Genomic DNA, 24,591 nt, shown 5'->3' with positions numbered 1-24,591 from the left:
TTTAACTAAAAATCAACTCTAAAACTTGAAATTTAAACTGTTTTAATTATAATAATTCTAAAAATTTTAAAGAGGGCAACATGAAAGAAAGATATTTAGAGCTAAAAAAGAAAATAGTTGAAATGAGTGATTGTTATGAATTTTTAACAATATCCGAAAGAGATGAGCTAAAAAATTACAAAGTAGAATTAGAGCAGCTAAAATCAAGCCTTACACAACTCGATTTAGAATGGATTGATAATGAATTTAAAAAATGGTATGAAAGATATGTCATGATGGAAACATTAGTTTTTATTAAACCGCATGCTGGCTAATTAGTTTCAATAAAAAACTTCTTTCAGATACAGTCCATGAGCTGGAGCTGTACGACCAGCATTTTCTCTATCTTTACTTGATATTATCTCCTCTATTTTTTCTGGCTCTTCCTTTTGAAAATATAAATCTATTGCAGTTCCAACAATATTCCTAACCATATTATGCAAAAAACCGTTTGCATTAATCTCAATATCTATAAAGGGTCGATTATTTACCACTTTAATAAAATTTATCTTTCTAATAGGATTATCCGGCACACTTTTTTTCAAGCACATAGCACTAAAATCTTTTTCTCCAATAAAAAATTTAAGATATTCATATAATTTATTTTCATCAATTTTATCTTTAATCCACCAAGCTCTATTCCTATAAAGGGCTGACCTGATGGGGTTATTAAAAATTTTGTATAAATAGGTCTTACTTTTAGCTGATTTTTGTGCATGAAAACTGATATCAACATCAGTTACGTCTTTTATTACAATATCGCTTGGTAATAAACTATTTAACCCCATAAGTATAGACCTATTTTCTAAAAATCTATCAGTAGTAAAGTGAAAAACCTGACCAATTGCATGCACTCCAGTATCAGTTCTTCCTGATCCAACAATTTTTATATCTTTTTTAAATATCTTTGACAAAGCAGTTTCTATTTCACCCTGCACAGTTCTAAGGTGCTTTTGCCGCTGCCAACCATAAAAATCTGTCCCATCATATTCAACAATACATTTTTTCTTATACATAAATACAACCTACTAAAATAAATATTTCTAACATAACAAATAAAAAAAACTCTTTCTTATTTGGAAAATTAAATTTTAAAATCTTCTCCCAATCCCTTTTATACATCAAGGTTATACTAATTTGCTCTGCAAAATAAAATATCCTATTTAATAGCGGAATTATAAAATCTTCTATACGAAATAGGTTCTGGATAAAACTTCTATTTTCTCCTCTTATTTTTTGTGCAATTTTAATCTTTTCAGCTTCCTCAAAAATTAAAGGGATAAACCTTATTGCAAGAACAGATGTTATAGCAAGCTCTTCAACACTAACTTTAAAAACTTTAAGAGGTTTTAACATTAAATAAATTATTCTTACCAAGTCAAAAGGGGATGATGTAATTGTCAATATAGCTGATAATAATATAATCATTAAAAATCTCATTGTATATAAAATACTATAATTAAGATTTGATATATCAAATTTTAAATGTCCATCTATTGTAAAAAAAAGCTGTAGTAAAAAAGTAAATATTAATAAAATTAAAAATGGTTTTACATAAGATATTAAAATGTTAATTTTTATTTTGGAAATTTTTGCAGTAACTAAAACAACAATTAATAAAATCGATAGCAATGCCACACTCTTTATAATTGAAATAAACAATATCATTGACAATATAAGTAAGAACTTTAGAAAAGCATGAAAATTGTGAATATAAGAATTCGTCGCTATATATTTTCCAAAATAAACTTTATTCATACCAAAGACTGCTGCATTAACAATCCAACATTACCAGTAATCATCACATCACCAAATGGTGAAACAAAATTTACTCTTTCATTATAGTTATCAAATAATTCTTTTCTTCTTGGGCCAGTAACATAGATAGGGATATCTTGTATGTCTATTTCATCTATTTTATAATAAATATGTGCACCATGCCCACCATCATTAAAAATATCCTCATGCTTTATCTTATATAAACATAAATCTGCTATGTATGATAATATCTTTTCTTTACTTAACATTGAGGTATGATGCTCTATAAAAGCTGAAATTTTATAACCTTTATCTATCAAAGCAATAAAAGTATGTCCATTCCCAACATCTACAGTCACACAAGGAAAACTCTTAGCATCAAATGCTGCACCAAGACTTGCCACAACAGATGTATCGGAAATTGCAAAATCAAAAATAGCTATATCTAAAAGCTGCTTTTTCAAAGAGTTCCACCTAGAAAAACTATTGGGAATTACAACTGTTTTTTCAAACTTTGCCTTTAATAAACCATCTTTCAAAAATTTTTTGAGAAACTCTATTCTAACAACTCTATCAGATTTCCCTTTCTCAAAGCCATGATCCTGGGCAGCAACTAACACCTTATCAATTTTACTACCACACATTTTTTCAATAAAATCTATAATTTCTAAATCAATCTCTTTCAAAAAAATGTCCGGATTAACAATATCCTCTACAACTTTGAAACCTTCATTAATCACTTCACTTAAATCATCACTCACTGTTTTAGCAGCATCTTTAGACAAAATTACATTATTCGTAGATAAATATCGTTTTAAACTTTTGTTGATAAACCCCCCTCCAATTGTATACCCCCCAACAGTCAAAACTCCATTAAAATTACTTATTTTTTTAGAAAAAAGCTTAGTGGGAGAAGGTAAAATCAATTTTATGAAGTTCTCTGGGTTTACCCCCTCTTCATACAAAAGGTAATCAGCAGTGCCTAAACCTATATCAATAGACAATACAACCATTTAGTTAAGCGTCTTTTTGCTCATCCCCTTTTGCTTCAACTTGCTTATTTGGCTCTTCTGGAGTTATATCCACAGCATTTTCTGCTTCATTTGCAGCTTTTTTAAAGTTTTTAATTGCTTTTCCAAGCCCCTCACCAATCTGAGGCAACTTTCCTGCACCAAAAATAACTAAAACAATAACTAAAATAATAAGTAATTCTTGTGTACCCAATCCAAACATATTTACCTCCTAATTCCTTAACCTTTTATATTTTTTTATAAATTTTATCAACAAGTTTCTTTTATAAAGTTCAAATATAATACCAATAAAAAACAAAAACAACAGATATATATAAGCATATCTTGAAAAAACTGTTGATTTTTTTAAAACTGGCAAACTACACTTTAATATCCCACTTTCATCTATTCCTAAAGAAACTACTTTCTTATTAAATGGATCAATACATGCAGAAATACCTGACTGTGTCCCTCTAACAATTGTTCTATTAAACTCAAAAGCTCTAATAATATCAATAGCTAAATGCTGATATCTACCTTTAGAGTTTCCAAACCAGCTATCATTAGATAAAAAAACAAAAAGGTTTGCCCCCTTTTTAAAAAATTTTCTAACAATAGATGAATAAGCCGATTCATAACATATAGGTGTAGCAATAGCTAAATTATTACTTTTAAAAACAGTAAATTTATTACCAGCGCTAAAATCCTCACTATCCTTAAAAAAATAATATTCAATAGGTTTTAATAAATTTTTAAAAGGGAAATATTCTCCAAAAGGGACTAAATGTATTTTATCATAAAAATTAACAGTTTCGTTATCTATAAAAAATACAGAATTATAATACCTTATCTTTTCTTTTTTTTCATATCTTAGACATCCAAAAATAACCCCATCAGATTTCTTATTCTTTCTTAAATAATCTATTATCCATTTATCCTCATTGCAGAATGTTGGAAAAATTGATTCAGGCATTATAATCAAATCAAAGTTATCTTCTAAAGAGTTAAACATATTTAACACCTTATTTATAAGCTCTTCTTTTTTATTAGGATTCCATTTTTCTTTTTGGCTGTAAGCAGGCTGAATAGCAGCAATATTTACTTTTTTTCCATTATTATCATAATTAATTGATATATTTACTATAAATACAAAAACAATTAAACAAATAACACTAAATAAATAAATCAATTTTCTACTAGTAATTAAATTATAAAGAAGTAAATTCGTTAAAATTATAATAAATGATACACCATTTTCACCAACAATACTGTATAACTTTATTAATAAGTTATTGTTGTATTGTGTTATTCCTAAATTAATCCACGGAAAACCAGTAAATAAAAAACCCCTAATAAGTTCAAGCGCAACAAAAATAACTGACAAAAAAAGTATATTTAACCTTTTTTTATAAAAATATACAAATAAAAGCCAATAAATTGATAAATAGCTTGCAAATAGTATTAGAATAAGAAAGCCTATTATTTTTGGAGCATTTCCAAAATCACTTACTGTTATTACAATCCAGCTTAAGGTTATGGTGTATAAAATAACTGAGAAAAAATAAGTAAAAATTATAGATCTTTTCAAATTTAAGCTTTCTAACAGATAGAAAAATGGCACCAGTGCAACAAAAGCAAAATAATAGCAATCAAAACCAGGAGTGGATAATATAAGCAAAACTACAGAAGATAATAATAAAACTACCTCTTTAATCTTTTGCATAAATAAGCACTATATTTTCTTTGCTTAAAAATTTCACTACAACTTACCAAAAATTTACTTTTAAATTCATTAATATATTTTGGTCTTGTAACCAAAAAAAACTCATCTCTTTTATTCACAAAACTCTTCACTTCATTAAAACTTGTTAAATAGTAATTTTTATAAAAATTATCCTTTTCAAATTGTATCTCTCTTTCTTTACCAAAGGCTATTATAGCTAATTTGTTTCTATAATAAGATATTGAAGGTATAAAACCTTTATAGACCAAAACATCAATTTTATTTTTAGGATCTATTTTATTCATATAAAGACTCATCTGTCTGTAACCTTTAATATTTGGTCCAATTACTGGTAAAACCAAATAAACAATAAAAGTAAAAGCAATCATAGAAAAAGCAACAGAGCTTAGAAATTTTTCTGTTTTTAGATTAATTATAGCTAAAGACACAGTAAACATTGCCAAAATACCATATAAAACAGATGTCTTTTTAAAATCATTTAAAGGTGGATATAAATAACCAGAAATCATTATACCAAAAGCTATTACAAATAAAATTCCAATGATTAAATATCTAAACAAATTTTTGTTTAAATTTTTGTAGCCGTAATATGCCATGATTGATGAAACAGGGATAATTGGTAAAATGTATGTCTCAAGCTTACTTTTAGCAATACTAAAAATTATAAAAGGAGCAATAAAATAGATAAACAGAGTTTTAAGCTTAACATCTACACTTCTTAATCTTTTCAAATAATTAAAAAAATAAAATGTATATGGCAAAAAACCACCAATAAATACAAATATAAAAAAGTAAAAAGGCTTATATCTATGAAATCTATTTGTTACTACTCTATCAACAGTTTGAACTTTTAGAAAATAATTTAATAATTCAGGATTTTTTATAATTACTGCAATATACCACGGTAATGCAATAAACAAAAACATTACAATCGATAAAAAAGTCTCTTTTAATGAAAAAACTTTTCTATGGTTTTTATCAAAAAATTTCGCAACAAAAAATGGGAAAATTGTAAAAAGAAATATGATTGGCCCCTTTGTTAAAAAACCAAACCCAAGCGTAGCCCCATAAAGCAACGCATTAAAATATGACTTTTCATGATATATTTGCTTAAAAAGTAAATATTGAGCAATTACAGTCCACATTGTCAAGTAAATATCAGTAGATGTAATTCTTGATATAGCGATAAAAAGAAAATTTGTTGCATAAATCAAAGCTGTATTATAACAATCCTCCTCATTTTCTAAAAATAATTTTGATAATCTGTACAGAAAAAATATTGAGATAACTGCAGCAAAAACACCAAAAAACCTTGCGCCCAAACCATTTACACCAAATATCTTAATACCTGCAGCTATCATCCAATAAGCAAAGGGTGGTTTGTGAAAATGTTTTATGCCATTAAAGCGAGGTTCTATAAAATCACCAGAGACAACCATCTCTCTAGCAATTTCAGCATACCTTGCTTCTGTAGTTTCAAAAAGTGGCACATACTTTAGAGGATAAATAGATATCAAAAAATAAAATATTAAAAAAATATAAATCTTTTTTTTATTTGTCATTTTCTAACATCTTTTTCTTTTTCTCTTTATGTATAAAATAAAGATTTCGTATATAAATGAGAAAACCTGTAGATTGACCAACAATAAATACAATATCTTTTCTTAAAATTGCATAAGTTAATAAGCAAATACTCCCCCCTAAGCTAAAATACCAAAAAGCTATAGGGATAACGCTTTTTCTCATCTTTTCACTATAAATCCATTGGACAAAAAAACGCATAAAAAACAAAAACTGACCAGTAAAACCAATTGTTAACATTATAATTTCTGTTTTAGACATTTTTTTCTTTAACTTCAATATATAAAAATCTTTTAATCATCCATCTTACTACAATCAAATCATAAAACCCTTCGATAGCTCTTTTCAAATTTGTATATTTCGACTTACCATAAATCCTTGGTCTATGATTTACCTTTACTTCGATAACCTTAGCACCTTCTAATCTCATTAAAGTGGGGATAAATCTATGCAAGCCTTTAAACATTTTTATCCTTTTGACCATATCAGCTCTTAATATTTTTAATGCACAGCCTGTATCCTTTATTGTCTCTTTTGTTAAAAGATTCCTCACAAAATTACCTATTTTACTCCCTATCTTTTTAGATAAACTGTCTTGTCTATTGTGTCTCCATCCATTAACAACATCATATTCAGGATAATACTTAATCATTTCAATGATGTCGTTTGGATCATTTTGTAAATCTGCATCCATCGTTATTATGACATCTCCTGATGCATTTTGAAATCCAGCATACAAAGCTGCAGATTGCCCACAATTCTTCTTAAAAGACAAATATTTTACATAACTATCAACTACTGATAACTCTTTTATTATCTCCAAACTTTTATCCTTACTCGCATCATCCACAAATAAAATTTCATAATTATAACCCAAATTTTTCGCAACAAGCGTAATTTCATTATATAATGGTCTGATATTCTCTTCTTCATTATAGACGGGTATTACAAAAGAAATTTTATTAATCATTTTTAAATTCCTCTTTATCCCTTTTCAATTTTACAATAAATGTTGTCCCTTTATTTAGTTCACTTTCAACAAAGATTTGGCCATTATGTGCATCTATAATATCTTTAACAATACTTAACCCCATACCTGTACCATCTTTTTTTGTAGTATAAAACTCATTAAAAATATTTTTTTTCACTTCTTCACTCATCCCAACACCATTATCTTTAAACCTAAAAATTATAAAATCATCTTCACACTCTATCTCTAATATAACTTTGGGATTTTCTGCGCTACTTACTGCATCAATAGCATTTTTTATAATATTTATAAAAACTTGCTCAAGCTGCACTCTTGAAATTTTAATAAAACAATCCCTCCATTCCCCAATTTTATGTATTTCAAAGCTTATATAATCTTTATCAAATAAGATTCTTTTAACATAAGCTTCAATATCTTTTAAAAATTCCTTCACATTTAAACATTCAACATTATTTGGTGTGTATTTTGAAAATCTCAATGTTTGATCAATAATAGTTCTTATCCTTTCTGCATCGTTGATTATACTTTCGACTAATTTTTTAGTTTTCTCACTACCTATCTTTTCGCAATACATTATCAAAAGGTCTGAATTTATCATAATAGAATTTAATGGATTTTTTATTTCATGACTAATAGAAGCCATAAGTTGACCAATAGTGGTCAATCTATCTACATGGAGCATATTTCTATGCATATTATCTATTTTTCTATTAGCTTTCTTCAAAGAGCTCACCATATAATTAAAAAACTTTGCTAATCTTTCAATTTCATCTTTCGTATTTAACTTAATGCGAACATTTAAATCGTTATTCGCAACTTGTATCATCCCCTTTTCTATAATTTTTAAAGGATGAATAATTAATCTATTTAACATATAAGAAAGTAGAATTGTTAAAATAATTGAAAATAAGATTAATGTAATTATTACATTTATTGCTTCCTTGCTAAGTAAATTAGTAATTCTATTTACATCTACATTAATATTTAATACGCCTATCAAATCAGATTCGTCAGTATGACATTTTCTACAAGCCCCTTCATTCTTATAAGGTCTGTAGTAAGAATAAAATTTTAGATTATTAGTCTTAACTAACTTTAACTGTTCTTTTCCACCTAAGTTTTTATAAATTGAGTCGATATATTCTCGGCCATATTTTGTATTAGAACTAGAATAAGAACAATTAATATCTCTGTCTTTACCAAAAATGTGTATTCCTAATATATTTTCATCTTTACTCAAATTATTAATAAGCTCTCTTACAGCATCTTTATCCCCATTTATCATAAAATTATTGATTGCTCTATCCACAAGTAAAGGTAAGGTCTTGACATAATTTTCTACAATTAATAGAGTTTTTTTTCTAACATTATTAGAAAGGTATAATCCTACAAGAATATTAAGTATCAATAAAATTATAAAAATTATTAAACTGATTTTAAACTGTAGTTTACTAAATTTTGAGTTATTCATAAATTAGCTTAATAGATTCAAAAACCTTTTTAGCATACTCTGTAATATTTTCACCACTAACAATATAAGTAACAATAAACTGGTAAAAATATTTATCTTTAGTGAGAATTTTAGCATAAAAACCTACTGGTAGTTTAATCTTTTTATAGCCCATTGTGCCTTCAATAACTCTAGCTTTAACACCATTTTCATCTAATAAACTTTTTTTATATTTTAATGTCTGTGGATTACTCACATTTTCAAACTGCAATAACAAAGCTTTCTCCAAAGCATCAATGTCAGGATTTTCATTTTTATATTCAAACCTTGCCACACTAATTCTAAAAGACCCTTGAGAATATTCATACATTATTCCATTTTTGATTGTCTCCACCCTCTTAAGACTCAAGTCTTTTTTAATCGGTTCATCTGGGGATAATAACATTACTCCAATGTCATTTATTTTATAAAGCTTTAGTTCTTGCTTAACAAGCTCATCATTCTGTTTTCTTAATCCAGATTCTCCAACCCCTCTTTTTGCAACCATATAGGTAATTATCAACCCAAAAATAAATAGCGTTAATATTAATAACCTTCTATTCATTAAATCCCTCCATATTAATTAAATCTTCCTTTGAAATTAAAGATATTATATCTCTATTATCGCTTTTATTTACTACCACTAACGATGTTACTATTTCTGCTTGAACTTCCCTACATATTTCTTTTAAAGCTTTCAATGTATTGCCATGAGCATAAAAATCATCGACAAATACGAGTTTTTCACCACATTTTAGCACCTCTTTAGATACATACAAAGAGGTTGTTTCCTGTTTAGTAAATGAGTAACTTGTAACATTATAAAACTCTTTAATAGTAACTGGTAGTTTTTTCTTAACAATTATAAATGGCTTCTTCAATTTATAAGCCAAAGCAGATGTAAAGATTATTCCACTACTCTCAACTGTTATTAATTTATCAAAATATATATTTTGTAACTTTGAAGAAAAATAATCTACTATCAAACTTAATGATTCGTAATCTACTAAATGATTTAGAAAACTTGTAACATTTATTATATCACCATTTATTACCGCTTTTTCTTTAAAAATTTTAAGAAACTTATCTTTATAATTCAATATCATCTCCTATCTTCTCTATCATAAGCAATCCCCAATGACTCAGGTTCAACTTTGGCACCTTTTTCAAGCCTAATAGTAGCAATAACTAAAACCACTATTGTAAAAATGTATGGCAACATCTGCAGTATATGAGCTGACACATTAGTCCCAATAGCTTGTAATCTCAGCTGCAAAGCACTAATACCACCAAAAAGATAAGCACCAAACATAGCTCTATAACAGTACCATGAAGCAAAAATAACCAGAGCCACAGCAATCCAACCTCTTCCAGCAGTCATATTTTCTATCCAAAGTGGTGTATATGCTAACGATAAATAGGCACCACCAAGACCAGCAAGTCCTGATCCAAAAATAGTTGATAAAAATCTAACTCTAAAAACATTTATACCAGCTGTATCTGCTGCTGCAGGATTTTCTCCACACATTCTTATTTTTAAACCTAATTTTGTTCTAAAAAGTAAAAATGATAAAGCTATCACCAAAAAATAACTTAAATAAACCAGTAAATCTTGATTAAACATTACACCTATTACAGGTATTTTTGATAAAAAAGGTATAGAAATTTTCTTAAATCCACTTAAAGGAACACCTATCATTTTTTTACCATAAAGAGCTGTAATCCCAACACCAAACATAGTTAATGCCAACCCACTGACAATTTGATTTCCTCTAAGATATACAGTGATAAAAGCATGAATCATCCCTGCAATTGATGCTAAAACAAATGAGGCTAAAACACCTAAAAACAAATTCCCCGTTAAATAAGATATATAAAAACCACCAAGTGCTCCAATTAGCATCAAACCTTCTACACCCAAATTTATAATACCACTTCTTTCAGTAATTATTTCACCCAATGTTGCAAACAGTATAGAAGTACCAGACCTAATTGTAGCATCCAATAAAATCTCCACCATCATTTATTAATCTCCAGCCTTAACTTATAATTAACAAAAAACTCAGAAGAAATTACAAAAAAGAGTATCAACCCCTGAAAAGCATTTACAAATGCTACCGGCAATTGATAGCTTATTTGCAAAGCATCATTCCCCACAAATAATACACCCATCACAAATGACACAATCAATACACCTAAAGCACTCCTTTTTGCCAACCATGCAATAATTATTGCAGTATATCCATATCCCGGAGAGATAGAGTGTTGTAAACGGTAAGTTACACCAGCAACTTCAGAAAATCCTGCAATCCCAGCCAAAGCACCACTAATAAACATCACAAGAATAACATTTTTTTCATAATTAATACCTGCATATTTTGCAGCATTTGGGTTATTACCTATTACTCTTATCTCGTAACCCCAAATAGTTTTTTCAATAAGGATATAAAATAGAAATATCAAAAGTAATGCAATAAAAAAGCCTGTATGCAATCTTGTATTAAAATAATAACTAAGTCTTGCCACATCTGAAAACTGCTTTGTTAATGGGAAATTAAATCCAGCAGGATCTTTCCAAGGTCCATAAACCAAATAATCTACCCAAAGAATTGCTATATAATTCATTAACAAAGTAACGATAATCTCATTTACATTCCACCTTGCTTTTAAAAAACCTGCTATTAATCCCCATAATCCACTAAAAAATACTGCAGATAAAAACATCAATAAAATCATTAAAAAATGATTGTCTAACTTTAAAAATAATGCAACCAACGATGCCCCAAATGCCCCCATGTATAATTGACCTTCTGCACCAATATTCCATAACTCCATTCTAAACGCCAAAGCAACCCCAAGTCCACATAACATTAAAGGGGTTGTTTTTACTAAAACTTCACTTAAACCATAAAAGGAGCCCAAAGATTCAACAAACATATCTTTAAATACATTCAAAGGATTCATCCCATTGATAAACAAAAAAATTCCAACAAATGTGAAAGATAAAAAGATGGCTATAAAAGGTACCGCAATTTGTAAAAATTTACTTGAGTCGTCTCTTTTAATAACTCTAATCCTCATTTTTATGCCCTGCCATCAACAAGCCAATTTCTATAATTGTAGTCTCTTTAGGATCAACAATACCTATAATTTTACCTCTAAAAATAACACCAATTCTATCTGAAAGCCTAAATAATTCATCTAAATCTTCAGAAATCAAAATTGTGGTAACCCCTTTTTCCCTTTCTTCAAGAATAACTTTATGTACATACTCTGCTGAACCCACATCAAGCCCTCTTGTTGGATAAAGTGCCACCAAAATTTGAGGGTTTTGTGATAATTCCCTTGCTATAATAACCTTCTGAATATTGCCACCTGATAAATATCTTACAGCTTGATCAATGGATGCCAATCTGATATCAAAATCTTCAACCTTATTTAGTGCATTTTCATTTATTTTTTTAGTATTTTAAAAAAACCCTTTTCTAAATTTTTCATCTTTATAATTCTTCAAAACAAGATTTTCCTTTACACTCATATCAGGTGCTATTCCCATAGTTTTTCTATCCTCAGGTATATGAGCTATCCCTGCAATATACTTACCCCTTGCGCTTGAAAAAGTCATATCCTCACCGTTAATCAAAATCTGACCTCTTTCGACCTTTTTAAGACCTGTTAAAACTTCAGCCAAAGCTTTTTGACCATTCCCTGCCACACCTGCAATACCAAAGATTTCACCTTTATATATATCTAAGGATAAACCATCTAAATCACTCAAACCTTTTTCGTTTTTTACATATAAATCTTTTAAGCTTAAAATAATCTTCTTTTCTGTTAAAGGTTTTCTTTCAAAACTAATCTCTTCCGTTCTATCAATCATCAAATTAGCCAAAAGCTTTTCATCAAATTCACCCTTTTTAAGAGTTCTAACAACTTTCCCCTTTTTTAAAACTGTAACTTTATCAGATATATCCATTACTTCTTTCATCTTATGTGAAATAAAAATAATTGATTTCCCACTTTTTTTGAGATTTTTCAAAAAGTTAAAAAGCCTCTGGCTTTCTTGAGGTGTCAAAACTGCAGTTGGTTCATCTAAAATAAACAATTCACAATCTCTAAGTAACAACTTAATAATTTCTATCCACTGCTGTTTACCTATCTCCAATTTCCAAACAGGCACATCTAAAGGGATATCTAACTCAAACTCATCAATTATATTTTTAATTTTATCAATAGTTTTCTGATTATTAATTAAAAAAGGCGCATCTTCAACAGATAGAAGTAAATTTTCAAATACTGTGTGATTTCTTACTAACATAAAGTGCTGATGCACCATACCTATTCCAAGCTTTAGTGCATCCATAGGAGATTTTATATCTACCTTTTTTCCTTTCCAATATATATCACCAGAGTCAGGTTTATAAAGTCCAGTAATGATATTCATTAGTGTGCTCTTACCAGCCCCATTCTCACCCAGTAAGGTATGAATTTCCCCTTTCTCAATTTCAAATGAGATATTATCATTTGCAACAATTTTACCAAATGATTTTGTAATATTTTTCAGACTTAATAACATATCATTCATCACACGCTCTCAGTCAATATCATAAATAAATTTATATACTAATGAGCTTGTATATTTAAAAAGCACCTACCTATATTTTAATAAAATAAATTTGTAAAGCTAAAAAAACAAAGGGCGGGTAATCCCGCCCAAAAGAAGTCACTTTATTTTAAAATTTACTTTGGTATTACACCATTTACACCTTCAACAAAGAAATTCATCCCTAACAATTCCTTATCACCAAAAATTTCACCTTTTTTAAGAACCACTTTACCGTTTTGATCCTTTATTTCACCTTCAAAAACCTTAAATTCACCACTAACTATTTTTTGTTTCATATCCTCAACAAGTTTTCTTATATTAGCAGGTACTTTATCACTTATTGGAGCAAGCCTTACAACATCTTTGTCCATCCCCCACCATAATTGTTCACTTTTCCATGTTCCATCATGTACTTGTTTAGCTACATATTTATAAATAGCACCCCAATTCCAAATTGGAGCTGTTAAAAAACCGTTTGGAGCATATTTTCTCATATCAGAATTGTAACCGATCACAAATTTACCGCGAGCCTCAGCCGCTTGCAATGTAGCAGGTGTATCCTGATGCATAGTCAAAACATCAGCACCTACATCTAATAAGCTCTCAGCAGCATTTCTTTCTGTACCTGGATCAAGCCAAGTTTGGGTCCAAACCACTTTTACAACAGCTTTTGGATTTACCTTTCTAACTCCCAAAGTAAAAGCATTAATCCCTCTAATTACTTCTGGGATAGGATGTGCTGCAACATAACCAATAATATTTGATTTAGTCATAGCTCCTGCTATCAAACCAGTTAAATATCTAGCCTGATACATTCTACCAAAATATGTTCCCACATTTTTGGCAGTTTTATAACCTGAACAATGCATAAAAACAACATTTGGAAATCTTTTAGCAACCTCTAAGGTTGGATCCATAAAACCAAAACTTGTGGTAAAAATTAGATTATGACCAGTTTGAGCAAGCTTTAAAATCACTCTCAATGCATCTGCACCCTCAGGCACAGATTCCACATAAGTGGTCTTTTTTACAAAGGGCAATTTTTCAAGCTCTTTTCTACCTAAATCATGGGCAAAAGTCCAACCACCATCACCCACAGGACCTACATAGATAAAACCTACTTTCAAATCTTTAGAATATCCTACAGATAAAAAAATAGAAAACATAAAAAGTATTAGTAATATCTTCTTCATAAATCCTCCTTCTACTTTAAAATTAGGTTGATTTTATAAATAATATCAACTTATTGGTCAATTGCAATATAAATTCTACCAAGTTTTTCCCCATCAATTGATTTTGCCTCAACAGGATAAACCTCTTTATCAACATAAATAGAATATTTCTTTAAAAAACTATCATCAATTTCTATTAAATAACCTCTGTCATCCCCAGTATTTGTATTTACATTTTTTGGAACAAAACCCTTAAAATTAATTGCAATATCAGAACCATCATCATTTTCATAAAAAGCTTTAACTATTTTTATCTTGTCCCCTCTTTTAACTTTTAAAGTCTCTCCATCTAAAAAAGCTTCTTTTTTGCCATTAACTTCAATAATAAATACTAAGTTTTTATCTTCTGTTTTGCCCAAAACTTTCAAAAATACTTCACCTATTTTTTCATTATCCTTTCTAAAAATTACAGTTGTATCTTTTTCAATTTTAATTGGTACTCCCATATCATTTAGCCCATTGATACCTAAAAAATCACATGAAAGCCCCCTTTTATAATTAGACTCAATATGGATAGTTTCCACCATTGCACCTTTAGGCACAAACAAAATTTTCCTATTTTCCACAATCTTTGGGTCACCATTAATTTGTAAAACTACATATTTAAACTCTGGTTTTGGCAAAAAAATCTTTGGTTGTTCAGGTATAATATCAAATAGCTTCATAAAAGCATTAACAGCATAATTGTGGTGCAAAACTTTCATTTCAACACTTGGTAGGTTTTTAGATGCTTCAATTCCAAAAGCAGGTATACAATATTTTTTTAAAGCAAAGTATGTAGCTGTCTTTTTCATATCGGAAAAAGGAGTTTTGGGATCATCAGTATTTGTATTGAAATAATGCATGTAATATTTTTCTTCTCCAATTTTCTGATTTACCTCATTTAATACTTTTAAAGCTATATTTTTTAAATCTATTTTTTTCCCATTTCCACATTCATATATATCAGCATCTGTAATAATCGACTGCCCAAATCTTTTGGGATTTCTTAAAGAGTCTATATATTTAGGATAATGAAAACCCCAGCCATCATGTAAGTGCAAAAAGATATCAGACTCCGACATTAATTTCTTTATAATAGCTACCACTTTATCCATTTCTGTCTCAATTCTATTTTTATGAAATATTCTATTCATATCCCCATCAACACCACGATTAAAAAGTATTATAGACTTAAAATTAGCTCTTGGCACTACAATCAAATCACCTTTTTCTAACCTTAAATCAGAATATAAATCTGCAGACAAAAAACCCCCTGGCTCATCTCCCTGAATCCCCCCTACAATTAGCATAGTATTACCTGGTATCCTCCCATAGATTTTGTAAACATGTAATTCATAATCAGTCCCTTTAAAATAAACATCATGCACAGTTGAAGGACGTTCTACAGCCAATAAGCTTTTATAAACTAAAAATACAATTAGAATTAAAAACCATACAGCTCTCATTCGATTTTACTCCAGCTTTCGGAAAATATCCGAAAATTGCCAGGGCACCCTTTTATTTTTAAAACCTTATATCCAACATCTGAATAATTATCAGCGCTATAGCTTTGGATAAAACTAACTGTTATATTGTTAGAATTTAAAGGTACAATTTTCATATCTTTAATTTTTATATCAATATCCTGTGTATTATTAAAAATTTTTTCTTTATATGCTTTCCAAGCACTTTTATCCATCCCTTTAGAATAAAAATTCTCTCCATAAAATTTTATATATTCTTCTATATTTTTGCTCTTCCAATAATCAAGCCAGCTTTGCACAAATTCACTAATGTATTTTTTCAATATGCTCAAATCACTGTACTCATAAAAATTTTCATAAATTAATTTATAATCATCTATTTGCTTCATAAAATACAATTCCTTATACCCTTCACTGATTAAGTTTGATGCGCAATAAAGCTGTCTAAAACCATAATAAAGATATCTATCATCACCCTTTAAAATCTTAAGATTATCATAATAAATCCTTCTAAAAGGGTATAATTCCATTAATCTTTTCTTCATTAAAATATAACTTTTAAAACTTTTACCTTTATTATTTTTAAACTTTGTGTGATAAAAACTTGCAAACTTTTCAAAATCGTTTTTTTCCCAAGAACTAATATAATCATTTAATATGTTAATAAGTTTAGATTTAAGAAATATATAGTCTGTAGAACCTAATAATTTCGTCTCTTTAGCAATTATCACATTTTTCCCAATCGGTTCAAATTTTCTTAAATTGTTAATATCACCATTATGTAAGGCAACACAGCCTTGAGTAAATTGTTTATCAGAACTTTCATCCAGACCGTGTATCCAAATCCCATAACCTGTTTTACCCAAAATTTTATCTACAGGATTTGGATAATTTAAAGGGTAAGCACCATCACCATATATTGCTGAAAGTTTTTCTTTAGGTATAAAACTTACAATTTTATAAATACCCTCAGGTGTTTTTTTATCCCCCTCAACCTGTTTATCACCTTCGACTTCACCAAGTAATATATTTTCATATATTGTATCAATTTCAGGAACATCATTATTTATTTTTATTACAAAAAGCTGTTTTTTACTTTTATCAACAACAATTACAGTATCCTCTTTTACCCCCTTTGTAAAAACAGTATCAATTAGTTGTGAAAACGCTTGCTTATTAATTATCAATATAAATAGTGGTATTAATATGTAAAAAACTAATCTTCTCATAAATACTCCACTCTATTTTTCCCATTATTTTTAGCTTTATAGAGTCTATTGTCAGCTAATTTTATAGTCTCTTCCAAATTATTAGTTTCATCTCTGGAAGCAACACCCAAACTAACAGTTATTTTTAGATTTAAATCCGTTAACTTATCATCACTTATAAACTTCCTTATTTTTTCAGCAACATAACTACTACCTTTTATACCTGTCTCAGGTAGTAGCAGAATGAACTCTTCCCCACCAAATCTTGCCAAAATATCTGCATATCTAACGCATTCTTTGATTTTAGAGGCTATCTCTTTTAATACGATATCACCCACATCATGCCCATAAGTATCATTTACATCTTTAAAATTATCAATATCTAAAATAATTATCGAATATTCCCGCCCATATCTGATATATCTATTTTCTTCTTTACGAGCTAACTCCCAAAAAAATCTTCTATTATATAGTTGTGTTAATTCATCTGTAGTTGCCAATATTGATAACATTTTGTTTTTAGCCTCAAGCATATCTATTAAATATTTAATCCGTAAATGTGATCTAATCCGCAAATAAAATTCACCTATATCAAAAGGCTTCTTCAAATAGTCTGATACACCCAGTAAAAACAGACTATATTTAATATTTGAATCTTCACTTACAGTTATCATCATAATAGGTGTGTGCTCATAAAATTTAATAGATTTAAATTGCTGTATAAATTTTTCTGTCTTTTCACTACCCAAATAATAATCCATTATAACCAAATCCAACTTCGGTTTTTCTTTAGCTAATAATTTTTCAGCTTCTTCTAAAGAAAAACTGCTATAAACATTTAACCCAGCATATTCTAACAACCCTTTTAAATATAAATGTTGAATTTTACTATCTTCAATTAATAAAATATTTTTACCGCTATAATCGAATGTTTGAAGCAATCTATCTAAATTTAAAATAAATTCAGCAAGTTTTTCTTTTGATTCGCTTTTATTAAAATACCCTAAAATACCATATTCATTTAATTTAGTTTTTAACTCATTATCATCTGAAGCTGAAATTACTGCTATTTGAGTTTTTGTAAAATTTGGATCACTTTTTACACTTTTACAAAATTCTAAACCATCCCCATCAGGTAAATTTAAATCCAAAATAATTAAATCATATTTGTTTTTATTTAATAAATTATAAGCCTCTTTTAAAGTTATAGCTAAATCTACATTATATTTTAATAGTCCTAAATTATTTTTCAAAACATTAGCAAAAAACTTACTATCTTCAACCACCAAAACCTTTCTCATGTTAAACCTCTAATAAAATACCTATCTATCTTATTTTTTATCCTTCCGTCAACATGTTTAAAATAACCTAAAGGGATATCATTAAAAAATAAAATACCATTATTCACATTTAAATTATCTATTTGCAAATCATTACCTTTAAGAAATTCTTTAGCTTTTTCATAACTTACTCTATAATAATTTTCCGTTAATAATTCACCAAACTCCCAACATGCTTGAGATGAATATTCTAAACTATTTTTAATAATTTTGCCAAATTTTGTGCCAAACTTCTCATACTTAAGACCATTAATCTGTAATTTTGAAGAGATATAAACATCATTTTTTAATTCATAAAAATTCGCTTTCTTATCTATCTTTAAAATATCTTTAAATTTTTCATTTTTTAATAATTTTACCATACCCAACTTATTATTACCAAATCTCTTTTTAAAACCCGCCACAAAAAACCCTTCAAAACCTGGATATTTATTTGTATGAGGCAAAACCCTTACTACTCTTTTATCAATATACTCATCCCCTGATAAACCATAGTCAAACATCCCCTTGTTTAAATCTATAAGCTCCATATCATAATTTTTGATAATATATTTAACTACTTGCTCATTCTCCTCCATTGAAAATGTGCAAGTTGAATAAATAAAAACACCATTTTTCTTTAAAGTTTTGATAGCAGAATCCACAAGCTCCTTTTGCAGTTTTGATAACCGTAAGATAAGATCTTCACTCCAATTATTAAAAACAGTATTATCATAAAAAATCTTATTTTCATTACTGCATGGAGCATCCAATAATACAGCATCAAAAACTTCACTCAGTAAATTTCCCAAAACTCTACCATCATAAGAGATAGTAGCAACATTATAAGCAAAGTTTTTTTCAATATTAAAATGTAAATCTTTTAATCTTTTTTTAGAAGGTTCATTTGCAACAATCAAACCTTTTCTTTTCAATAGTTCACTAATAGCTGTCGTTTTGCCACCTGGGGCTGATGCCATATCAAGAATAATTGGTTCATTCTCTTCTAAATTTTCTATTAAAAATTTTACAGGTAACAAAGATGATGGATTTTGTATATAAATTCCACCTGTTAAAAATGAAATTGTATCTGACAATCTAAATTCTGAATCATCTGGATATTCATAAACATATGAAAAAATAGAATTACTTTTTATGTTCAGCTTTAAATAGTCAAACTCTGACAAATAATTTCTACCCCTTGCTAAATTAACTCTAATAAATTTTTTCTTATTTTCCTTTAAGGATTCTATAAATTTATTAATATCGTCTTCAAATATTTTACTAAATTTTTGTATAAACGGATGCATAGCTTTTTTTTTACACATAATTAAGGTTTTATCAACAAAAAGTGTAGATTTTTTTAATTTTCTATTTATTTTATGATTTAAATGTGTTAAGGACATTTTTAAAATTTTTAAAGGAGATATTTATGAAAGTAACCAACGATTCAAAAGTAACATTTATCTACACTGTAACCCTTGAAGATGGGACAGTAGTAGATGCAGTATCAAAGGAAGAACCACTAGTAGCAGAAATTGGGAAAAATCAGCTTTTACCAGTACTTGAAGAACAAATGTTAGGTATGGATGTAGGAGAAAAGAAGAATATTACTCTTCGTCCAGAAGATACTTTTGGCCCTTACAACGAAAGCTTAATAGCTGAAATACCTAGAGAAGAGATCCAACTTGACCCTTCTATCAAAGAAGATATGTATATTGATCTTGAAGATGAACAAAACAATCTATATAGAGGTAAGGTTTTAGAGTTAAATGATGATTATGTAAAAATAGATTTTAACCATCCATTAGCAGGTGAGACCTTAACTTACACAATAGAAATATTAGAAATCAATTAAATAATTAAGTGGAGGGGATCCCCTCCTACCTTTTTATAATCCTTTACATTTCAATATTTTATTATTAAATTAATTCAAAATTTATTAATTAACAAGAGGTGTTAAATGATAATATTAACTGGAGCAGCAGGTTTTATAGGTAGTGTATTATTAGGATATCTAAATGAAAAAGGTATTTCTAATATAATATGCGTTGATAAATTAGCTTCTAAATCAAAATGGAAAAACCTTGTTGGGAAAAAATTTATTGATTTTGCTGATAGAGATGTTTTCATTAACAATATTACAAATTATAAAGATATTGAATTTATTTTTCATATAGGTGCCTGCACTGATACTACAGAATTTAATTTAGATTATTTGCTAGAGCTAAATTATGAATATAGTAAAAAATTATTCAAATATGCTTCTGAAAATAAAATACCCTTTATTTATGCAAGCAGTGCTGCAACTTATGGAGATGGAGAATTAGGATACAATGACGATGAAATTATTATAGAAAAACTTAAGCCGTTAAATCCGTATGGTTTTTCAAAACAATTATTCGACCTTTGGGTTTTAAAACAACAAGAGAGACCACCATTTTGGGCAGGGTTTAAATTTTTCAATGTATATGGCCCGAATGAATATCATAAAGGTAGAATGGCAAGTGTGGTATTCCACTCGTATAATCAACTAAAAGAAACAGGCACAATTAGGCTTTTTAAATCACATAAGGATGGTTATGCTCATGGTGAACAAAAAAGGGATTTCATTTATGTCTTTGATGTAGTAAAAGTTCTTTACTATTTTTACAAATATTTACCACAATCAGGCATATTTAATCTTGGAACAGGATTCGCTAGGACTTTTAACGATTTAGCTAACAATGTAATAAAAAATTACGGAAAAGGGAAAATCCATTACATCGATATGCCAGAGGATATAAGGGATAAGTATCAATATTTTACTCAAGCAAATATGAATAAACTAAAGAGTACTGGTTATGATGAACCATTTTATTCACTTGAAGATGGGATAAAGGATTATATGCTGAATTTTTTGATGAAAAATTATAAAATTTATTAAAATTTATAATTTAACTCCCATTTTTTAAACTTAAAAACAATAATAATATTTACATATCAAACAATTATAATTTTCATTTTTTTAAATCTTGACAATAAAATTTATTTTACATATAAGTTATCACCTTGGAATTATCTAATTTTTTGTTTTGTATCATTCTTTTTTGGAGGAAAATATGAAAGCTTTAGGAAAACATATCCTTGTAGAGTTTTACGGTTGTGATAGAGATGTTTTAAATAATTCTAGCCTTTTAGATAAAGAGATGCAAACTGCAGCTTTAAAAAGTGGCGCAACTATTATTAATAGTGTTTTTCATACATTTAGTCCTTACGGTGTTAGTGGAGTAGTTGTTATAGCTGAATCTCACTTAACTATTCATACATGGCCAGAATATGGATATGCCGCCGTTGATCTTTTTACATGTGGTGATACAGTTGACCCATGGATAGCTTTTGATCATTTAAAGAAAATTTTAAAATCTACTCACACCTCTACAATTGAGATGAAAAGAGGACAACTAAACGACATTCAAGGTGAGCTTCGTCATAAGCCAGAAAATGCGTCTATTTAGGGGGTAAGCATGAATTTGTGGTTTACAGAATATTATGAAAATGATACAGCCTTATCAATTAAAATAAAAAAAACACTTTTTAGCGGTAAATCAAAATTTCAAAAAATAGATGTGTTGGAATCAGAGCATCTTGGAAAAATACTTTTATTAGATGACATTATAATGCTAACAGAAGCACATGAGTTTGCTTATCATGAGATGATAGCTCATGTCCCCCTATTTCATCATCCAAATCCTAAAAAGGTTCTTATTATAGGCGGTGGTGATGGTGGAACTGCAAGAGAAGTTTTAAGACATTCATGTATCGAAGAATGCATAATGTGTGAAATTGATGAAATGGTTGTTAAAATCTCTAAAGAGTTCTTACCAAATGTTGCAAGTGAGTTTGAAAATCCAAAACTTAAATTACTTTATAAGGATGGTGTGAAATTCATTGAAGAAAATACAAATAAGTTTGATATAATTATTATAGATTCTACAGATCCTGAAGGATTTGCAGAAGGGTTATTCAAACAAAAATTCTATCAATCTGTATTTAACTGTTTAAAAGAAGATGGCATAATGGTAGCTCAAGCAGAAAACCCTTATTACTATTTTGATATTCAAAAGGATATGTTTAACAATTTAAAAAATGTTTTTCCAATAGTATCAATGTACTTATCTTTCGTACCATTTTATCCGAGTGGTATGTGGGCATTTGCCTTTGCTTCTAAAAAATACAAACCTTTAGAAAAGGTAAGGTTTGATGATATAAAAGCTATAGAGGGGTCTTTAAGATATTTTAATTCTGATATAATTAAGTCTTGCTTTGCTCTACCAAACTTTGCTAAAAAAGTGATATGAAGAGTATTTCTAATTGCTTTATAGGCTGTAATACTGATTTAAATGAAACAAATATCGTTTTAACTGGAATCCCTTATGATGGTACTAGCAGTTTTAGACCTGGTTCTAGATTTGCACCAGATGAAATCAGAAAAGTTTCTTATGGTTTAGAAACATACTCACCTTATCAAAATGATGATTTAGAAAATAAACAAATATGCGATGTAGGGGATTTAGAACTTCCCTTTGGTGAAAAAAACATCATTTTAGACAAAATTGAATCACATATAGATAACTTTTTAAAAATTAACAAAAAAGTGGTTTCTATTGGCGGAGAACACTTAATAACATTGCCAATCATTAAAAGTTATTTAAAAAAATATAATGAATTATACATAATTCACTTTGATGCTCATGCAGATTTGAGAGATGACTATTTAGGTGAAAAATTATCTCATGCTACCGTTATTAGAAGAGCTGCAGAAATAGTTGGCTTTAACAAAATTTTTCAATTTGGTATCAGAAGTGGTACAAAAGAAGAATATGATATAATTAGAAAATATAACCTTTTAAACAGATCAATAGATAAAATTAAATCAATAATCGATGATAAACCTGTTTATATTACTCTTGATCTAGATATATTAGATCCATCTATTTTCCCCGGCACTGGCACCCCAGAACCTGGAGGGTGGAGTTTTAATAATCTTATAAATAAGCTACTTAAGCTTAAAAATTTAAATATTGTAGGATGTGATATTGTGGAACTATCTCCACACTACGATAATTCTATGGTATCATCAATAGTTGCTGCAAAAATTATAAGAGAAATACTAATTTTTATTTGAAATCTAATTAAATCTAATATATAAGGGTGTTTGCACCAATTAATAAATAATAAGTTTCAGGAGGTTAACGTGAACAAAAGGGAATTGATTGAAAAAATCGCTTCTAAAGCAGGCCTTAAAAAGAGCGAAGCAGAAAGAGCATTAGCAGCATTTGAAGAAGCTGTAATTGAAGCTTTAAAAGCTGGAGACAAAGTTACTTTGGTTGGTTTTGGTACTTTCTCTGTTAGCGAAAGAAAAGAAAGAAAAGGGAGAAACCCTCAAACTGGTGAGGAAATTACTATACCTGCTACAAAAACACCAAAATTTTCCGCAGGTAAATTATTAAAAGATTCTGTTAAATAAGCGGCTTCTATAAAGAAGCCGTTTTTTTATTATGAGTACCAAAAATAATATCTTAGGCGAAAAATTAAGAAATCTTAGAAAATCTCAAGGCTACAGTTTAAATCAACTTGCAAAAGTTATAGGTAAAACCAAAAGCTATTTATCAATGATTGAAAACGGTAAAGCAATCCCCTCAATGGCAACACTTAAGGCTATCACTAATTTCTTTAATGTAACAATTTCAGACTTATTAGAAGAAGACGAAAAAAATATACACCTAAATAAAGAAAGTTTTGATTTTAAAAATGATGCAGAATTAATTTATTCAAAAAAAGGGTTCTATAACCTTTATTTACTAATAAAAAACCCACTATTGAAAATGAAAACCTATCTTGTCGAAATCCCCCCTTATGGTGGATATCAACAAGAAATTAAACATGAAGGGGAAGAATTCGGTTATGTTTTGAATGGGGAAATTGAATTAACATTAGATAATGAAAAACATATAATTACATCAGGAAATTATTTTTACTTTTACTCTAACAAAAAGCACAAAGTAAAAAATATCTCCAGCTCAACTGCAAAGGTTCTCTGGGTTTATCTTCCAAAGTAATAAACAAAGTTAAATTATATTTGACTTCAAAACATCTTTTTGCTACT

28 protein-coding genes are annotated in these 24,591 nt (G+C 28.5%); 8 read left to right on the top strand and 20 right to left on the bottom strand.

What is annotated here, in order from left to right:
- Positions 1-80: 80 nt before the first annotated feature.
- Positions 81-314 (top strand): hypothetical protein, encoded by a 234-nt coding sequence (locus OWM07_RS01390; protein WP_423301883.1) that lies wholly within the window; start codon positions 81-83, stop codon positions 312-314.
- A 6-nt stretch (positions 315-320) separates the two neighbouring features.
- Here OWM07_RS01390 and truA read toward each other — a convergent pair whose 3' ends face one another.
- The 20 genes from truA to OWM07_RS01290 all read right to left on the bottom strand — a co-directional run bounded on the left by truA (position 321) and on the right by OWM07_RS01290 (position 19,771).
- The gene (gene truA, locus OWM07_RS01385; RefSeq protein ID WP_423301882.1) at positions 321-1,055 is read right to left on the bottom strand and encodes a tRNA pseudouridine(38-40) synthase TruA; all 735 of its coding nucleotides are present in this window, start codon (positions 1,053-1,055) and stop codon (positions 321-323) included.
- Positions 1,048-1,797, bottom strand: a complete 750-nt coding sequence (locus OWM07_RS01380; protein ID WP_423301881.1) for an energy-coupling factor transporter transmembrane component T family protein — start codon at positions 1,795-1,797, stop codon at positions 1,048-1,050. The genes truA and OWM07_RS01380 overlap by 8 nt, the downstream gene beginning before the upstream one ends.
- Entirely contained in the window at positions 1,794-2,810 is a 1,017-nt protein-coding gene (locus OWM07_RS01375) for a DUF1786 family protein (RefSeq protein ID WP_423301880.1), read from the bottom strand. The genes OWM07_RS01380 and OWM07_RS01375 overlap by 4 nt, the downstream gene beginning before the upstream one ends.
- 4 nt (positions 2,811-2,814) lie before the next feature.
- On the bottom strand, positions 2,815-3,030 hold the full coding sequence (gene tatA, locus OWM07_RS01370; protein ID WP_423301879.1) for a twin-arginine translocase TatA/TatE family subunit: 216 nt from the start codon (positions 3,028-3,030) through the stop codon (positions 2,815-2,817).
- A 9-nt stretch (positions 3,031-3,039) separates the two neighbouring features.
- On the bottom strand, positions 3,040-4,530 hold the full coding sequence (lnt, locus tag OWM07_RS01365) for an apolipoprotein N-acyltransferase (protein WP_423301878.1): 1,491 nt from the start codon (positions 4,528-4,530) through the stop codon (positions 3,040-3,042).
- Positions 4,509-6,113, bottom strand: a complete 1,605-nt coding sequence (locus OWM07_RS01360; protein ID WP_423301877.1) for an ArnT family glycosyltransferase — start codon at positions 6,111-6,113, stop codon at positions 4,509-4,511. The genes lnt and OWM07_RS01360 overlap by 22 nt, the downstream gene beginning before the upstream one ends.
- Positions 6,103-6,393 carry a lipid-A-disaccharide synthase N-terminal domain-containing protein gene (locus OWM07_RS01355; protein ID WP_423301876.1) on the bottom strand — a complete coding sequence of 97 codons (291 nt, stop codon included), beginning with the start codon at positions 6,391-6,393 and terminating at the stop codon, positions 6,103-6,105. Before OWM07_RS01355 ends, OWM07_RS01360 begins: the two co-directional genes overlap by 11 nt.
- Positions 6,386-7,102: a glycosyltransferase family 2 protein gene (locus OWM07_RS01350; protein WP_423301875.1), complete on the bottom strand. Its 717-nt coding sequence runs from the start codon at positions 7,100-7,102 to the stop codon at positions 6,386-6,388. Before OWM07_RS01350 ends, OWM07_RS01355 begins: the two co-directional genes overlap by 8 nt.
- Positions 7,095-8,594 (bottom strand): sensor histidine kinase, encoded by a 1,500-nt coding sequence (locus OWM07_RS01345; RefSeq protein WP_423301874.1) that lies wholly within the window; start codon positions 8,592-8,594, stop codon positions 7,095-7,097. The genes OWM07_RS01350 and OWM07_RS01345 overlap by 8 nt, the downstream gene beginning before the upstream one ends.
- Positions 8,587-9,177: a hypothetical protein gene (locus OWM07_RS01340; RefSeq protein WP_423301873.1), complete on the bottom strand. Its 591-nt coding sequence runs from the start codon at positions 9,175-9,177 to the stop codon at positions 8,587-8,589. Before OWM07_RS01340 ends, OWM07_RS01345 begins: the two co-directional genes overlap by 8 nt.
- Entirely contained in the window at positions 9,170-9,712 is a 543-nt protein-coding gene (locus tag OWM07_RS01335) for a phosphoribosyltransferase family protein (RefSeq protein ID WP_423301872.1), read from the bottom strand. Before OWM07_RS01335 ends, OWM07_RS01340 begins: the two co-directional genes overlap by 8 nt.
- A gap of 2 nt (positions 9,713-9,714) precedes the next feature.
- Entirely contained in the window at positions 9,715-10,635 is a 921-nt protein-coding gene (locus OWM07_RS01330; protein ID WP_423301871.1) for an ABC transporter permease, read from the bottom strand.
- Positions 10,632-11,693, bottom strand: coding sequence for an ABC transporter permease (locus tag OWM07_RS01325; RefSeq protein ID WP_423301870.1), 1,062 nt, complete (start codon positions 11,691-11,693; stop codon positions 10,632-10,634). Before OWM07_RS01325 ends, OWM07_RS01330 begins: the two co-directional genes overlap by 4 nt.
- A complete protein-coding gene (locus OWM07_RS01320) occupies positions 11,683-12,024 on the bottom strand; it encodes an ATP-binding cassette domain-containing protein (RefSeq protein WP_423301869.1) in 342 nt (113 codons plus the stop codon). Before OWM07_RS01320 ends, OWM07_RS01325 begins: the two co-directional genes overlap by 11 nt.
- A 57-nt stretch (positions 12,025-12,081) precedes the next feature.
- On the bottom strand, positions 12,082-13,197 hold the full coding sequence (locus OWM07_RS01315; protein WP_423301868.1) for an ABC transporter ATP-binding protein: 1,116 nt from the start codon (positions 13,195-13,197) through the stop codon (positions 12,082-12,084).
- 155 nt (positions 13,198-13,352) lie between these two features.
- Positions 13,353-14,411: a BMP family ABC transporter substrate-binding protein gene (locus OWM07_RS01310; RefSeq protein ID WP_423301867.1), complete on the bottom strand. Its 1,059-nt coding sequence runs from the start codon at positions 14,409-14,411 to the stop codon at positions 13,353-13,355.
- Positions 14,412-14,461: 50 nt separating this feature from the next.
- Complete coding sequence (locus OWM07_RS01305; RefSeq protein WP_423301866.1) at positions 14,462-15,898, bottom strand: M99 family carboxypeptidase catalytic domain-containing protein; 1,437 nt, start codon at positions 15,896-15,898, stop codon at positions 14,462-14,464.
- Positions 15,895-17,145 carry a L,D-transpeptidase family protein gene (locus tag OWM07_RS01300; RefSeq protein WP_423301865.1) on the bottom strand — a complete coding sequence of 417 codons (1,251 nt, stop codon included), beginning with the start codon at positions 17,143-17,145 and terminating at the stop codon, positions 15,895-15,897. Before OWM07_RS01300 ends, OWM07_RS01305 begins: the two co-directional genes overlap by 4 nt.
- Complete coding sequence (locus OWM07_RS01295) at positions 17,142-18,425, bottom strand: diguanylate cyclase (RefSeq protein WP_423301864.1); 1,284 nt, start codon at positions 18,423-18,425, stop codon at positions 17,142-17,144. The genes OWM07_RS01300 and OWM07_RS01295 overlap by 4 nt, the downstream gene beginning before the upstream one ends.
- Positions 18,422-19,771 (bottom strand): NOL1/NOP2/sun family putative RNA methylase, encoded by a 1,350-nt coding sequence (locus OWM07_RS01290; RefSeq protein ID WP_423301863.1) that lies wholly within the window; start codon positions 19,769-19,771, stop codon positions 18,422-18,424. Before OWM07_RS01290 ends, OWM07_RS01295 begins: the two co-directional genes overlap by 4 nt.
- A gap of 104 nt (positions 19,772-19,875) precedes the next feature.
- On the opposite strand from OWM07_RS01290, the gene OWM07_RS01285 reads away from it, so the two are divergent.
- The 7 genes from OWM07_RS01285 to OWM07_RS01255 all read left to right on the top strand — a co-directional run bounded on the left by OWM07_RS01285 (position 19,876) and on the right by OWM07_RS01255 (position 24,544).
- Positions 19,876-20,301, top strand: coding sequence for an FKBP-type peptidyl-prolyl cis-trans isomerase (locus OWM07_RS01285; protein ID WP_423301862.1), 426 nt, complete (start codon positions 19,876-19,878; stop codon positions 20,299-20,301).
- Positions 20,302-20,406: 105 nt separating this feature from the next.
- Positions 20,407-21,369 carry an ADP-glyceromanno-heptose 6-epimerase gene (gene rfaD, locus OWM07_RS01280; protein WP_423301861.1) on the top strand — a complete coding sequence of 321 codons (963 nt, stop codon included), beginning with the start codon at positions 20,407-20,409 and terminating at the stop codon, positions 21,367-21,369.
- Between the two features lie 175 nt (positions 21,370-21,544).
- Positions 21,545-21,940, top strand: a complete 396-nt coding sequence (gene speD / locus OWM07_RS01275) for an adenosylmethionine decarboxylase (protein WP_423301860.1) — start codon at positions 21,545-21,547, stop codon at positions 21,938-21,940.
- 9 nt (positions 21,941-21,949) lie between these two features.
- Positions 21,950-22,783, top strand: coding sequence for a polyamine aminopropyltransferase (speE, locus tag OWM07_RS01270; RefSeq protein ID WP_423301859.1), 834 nt, complete (start codon positions 21,950-21,952; stop codon positions 22,781-22,783).
- Positions 22,780-23,610, top strand: coding sequence for an agmatinase (gene speB, locus OWM07_RS01265; protein WP_423301858.1), 831 nt, complete (start codon positions 22,780-22,782; stop codon positions 23,608-23,610). The genes speE and speB overlap by 4 nt, the downstream gene beginning before the upstream one ends.
- A gap of 42 nt (positions 23,611-23,652) precedes the next feature.
- Positions 23,653-23,952 carry an HU family DNA-binding protein gene (locus OWM07_RS01260; protein ID WP_423301989.1) on the top strand — a complete coding sequence of 100 codons (300 nt, stop codon included), beginning with the start codon at positions 23,653-23,655 and terminating at the stop codon, positions 23,950-23,952.
- Between the two features lie 31 nt (positions 23,953-23,983).
- The gene (locus tag OWM07_RS01255) at positions 23,984-24,544 is read left to right on the top strand and encodes a helix-turn-helix domain-containing protein (protein ID WP_423301857.1); all 561 of its coding nucleotides are present in this window, start codon (positions 23,984-23,986) and stop codon (positions 24,542-24,544) included.
- Positions 24,545-24,591 lie beyond the last annotated feature (47 nt).

Origin of the sequence: Deferribacter thermophilus (genome assembly GCF_049472675.1) — a bacterium.
GTDB lineage: Bacteria > Chrysiogenota > Deferribacteres > Deferribacterales > Deferribacteraceae > Deferribacter > Deferribacter thermophilus.
Note: the sequence above shows the minus strand (reverse complement) of the source record. Positions and strands in the feature narration are given on the sequence as shown.

Excerpts from the sequence above, each read along its gene's own strand:
- OWM07_RS01295 (WP_423301864.1), bottom strand. The coding sequence starts at position 18,425 with ATGAGAAAGGTTTTGGTGGTTGAAGATAGTAAGTTTTTTGCTAATGTT.
- speB (WP_423301858.1), top strand. The coding sequence starts at position 22,780 with ATGAAGAGTATTTCTAATTGCTTTATAGGCTGTAATACTGATTTAAAT.
- OWM07_RS01360 (WP_423301877.1), bottom strand. The coding sequence starts at position 6,113 with ATGACAAATAAAAAAAAGATTTATATTTTTTTAATATTTTATTTTTTG.
- OWM07_RS01355 (WP_423301876.1), bottom strand. The coding sequence starts at position 6,393 with ATGTCTAAAACAGAAATTATAATGTTAACAATTGGTTTTACTGGTCAG.
- OWM07_RS01325 (WP_423301870.1), bottom strand. The coding sequence starts at position 11,693 with ATGAGGATTAGAGTTATTAAAAGAGACGACTCAAGTAAATTTTTACAA.
- lnt (WP_423301878.1), bottom strand. The coding sequence starts at position 4,530 with ATGCAAAAGATTAAAGAGGTAGTTTTATTATTATCTTCTGTAGTTTTG.
- OWM07_RS01310 (WP_423301867.1), bottom strand. The coding sequence starts at position 14,411 with ATGAAGAAGATATTACTAATACTTTTTATGTTTTCTATTTTTTTATCT.
- OWM07_RS01345 (WP_423301874.1), bottom strand. The coding sequence starts at position 8,594 with ATGAATAACTCAAAATTTAGTAAACTACAGTTTAAAATCAGTTTAATA.
- speE (WP_423301859.1), top strand. The coding sequence starts at position 21,950 with ATGAATTTGTGGTTTACAGAATATTATGAAAATGATACAGCCTTATCA.
- OWM07_RS01300 (WP_423301865.1), bottom strand. The coding sequence starts at position 17,145 with ATGAGAAGATTAGTTTTTTACATATTAATACCACTATTTATATTGATA.
- OWM07_RS01315 (WP_423301868.1), bottom strand. The coding sequence starts at position 13,197 with ATGAATGATATGTTATTAAGTCTGAAAAATATTACAAAATCATTTGGT.
- speD (WP_423301860.1), top strand. The coding sequence starts at position 21,545 with ATGAAAGCTTTAGGAAAACATATCCTTGTAGAGTTTTACGGTTGTGAT.
- OWM07_RS01390 (WP_423301883.1), top strand. The coding sequence starts at position 81 with ATGAAAGAAAGATATTTAGAGCTAAAAAAGAAAATAGTTGAAATGAGT.
- OWM07_RS01375 (WP_423301880.1), bottom strand. The coding sequence starts at position 2,810 with ATGGTTGTATTGTCTATTGATATAGGTTTAGGCACTGCTGATTACCTT.
- OWM07_RS01290 (WP_423301863.1), bottom strand. The coding sequence starts at position 19,771 with ATGTGTAAAAAAAAAGCTATGCATCCGTTTATACAAAAATTTAGTAAA.
- OWM07_RS01350 (WP_423301875.1), bottom strand. The coding sequence starts at position 7,102 with ATGATTAATAAAATTTCTTTTGTAATACCCGTCTATAATGAAGAAGAG.
- OWM07_RS01380 (WP_423301881.1), bottom strand. The coding sequence starts at position 1,797 with ATGAATAAAGTTTATTTTGGAAAATATATAGCGACGAATTCTTATATT.
- tatA (WP_423301879.1), bottom strand. The coding sequence starts at position 3,030 with ATGTTTGGATTGGGTACACAAGAATTACTTATTATTTTAGTTATTGTT.
- OWM07_RS01255 (WP_423301857.1), top strand. The coding sequence starts at position 23,984 with ATGAGTACCAAAAATAATATCTTAGGCGAAAAATTAAGAAATCTTAGA.
- OWM07_RS01340 (WP_423301873.1), bottom strand. The coding sequence starts at position 9,177 with ATGAATAGAAGGTTATTAATATTAACGCTATTTATTTTTGGGTTGATA.
- truA (WP_423301882.1), bottom strand. The coding sequence starts at position 1,055 with ATGTATAAGAAAAAATGTATTGTTGAATATGATGGGACAGATTTTTAT.
- OWM07_RS01305 (WP_423301866.1), bottom strand. The coding sequence starts at position 15,898 with ATGAGAGCTGTATGGTTTTTAATTCTAATTGTATTTTTAGTTTATAAA.
- OWM07_RS01285 (WP_423301862.1), top strand. The coding sequence starts at position 19,876 with ATGAAAGTAACCAACGATTCAAAAGTAACATTTATCTACACTGTAACC.
- OWM07_RS01330 (WP_423301871.1), bottom strand. The coding sequence starts at position 10,635 with ATGATGGTGGAGATTTTATTGGATGCTACAATTAGGTCTGGTACTTCT.
- rfaD (WP_423301861.1), top strand. The coding sequence starts at position 20,407 with ATGATAATATTAACTGGAGCAGCAGGTTTTATAGGTAGTGTATTATTA.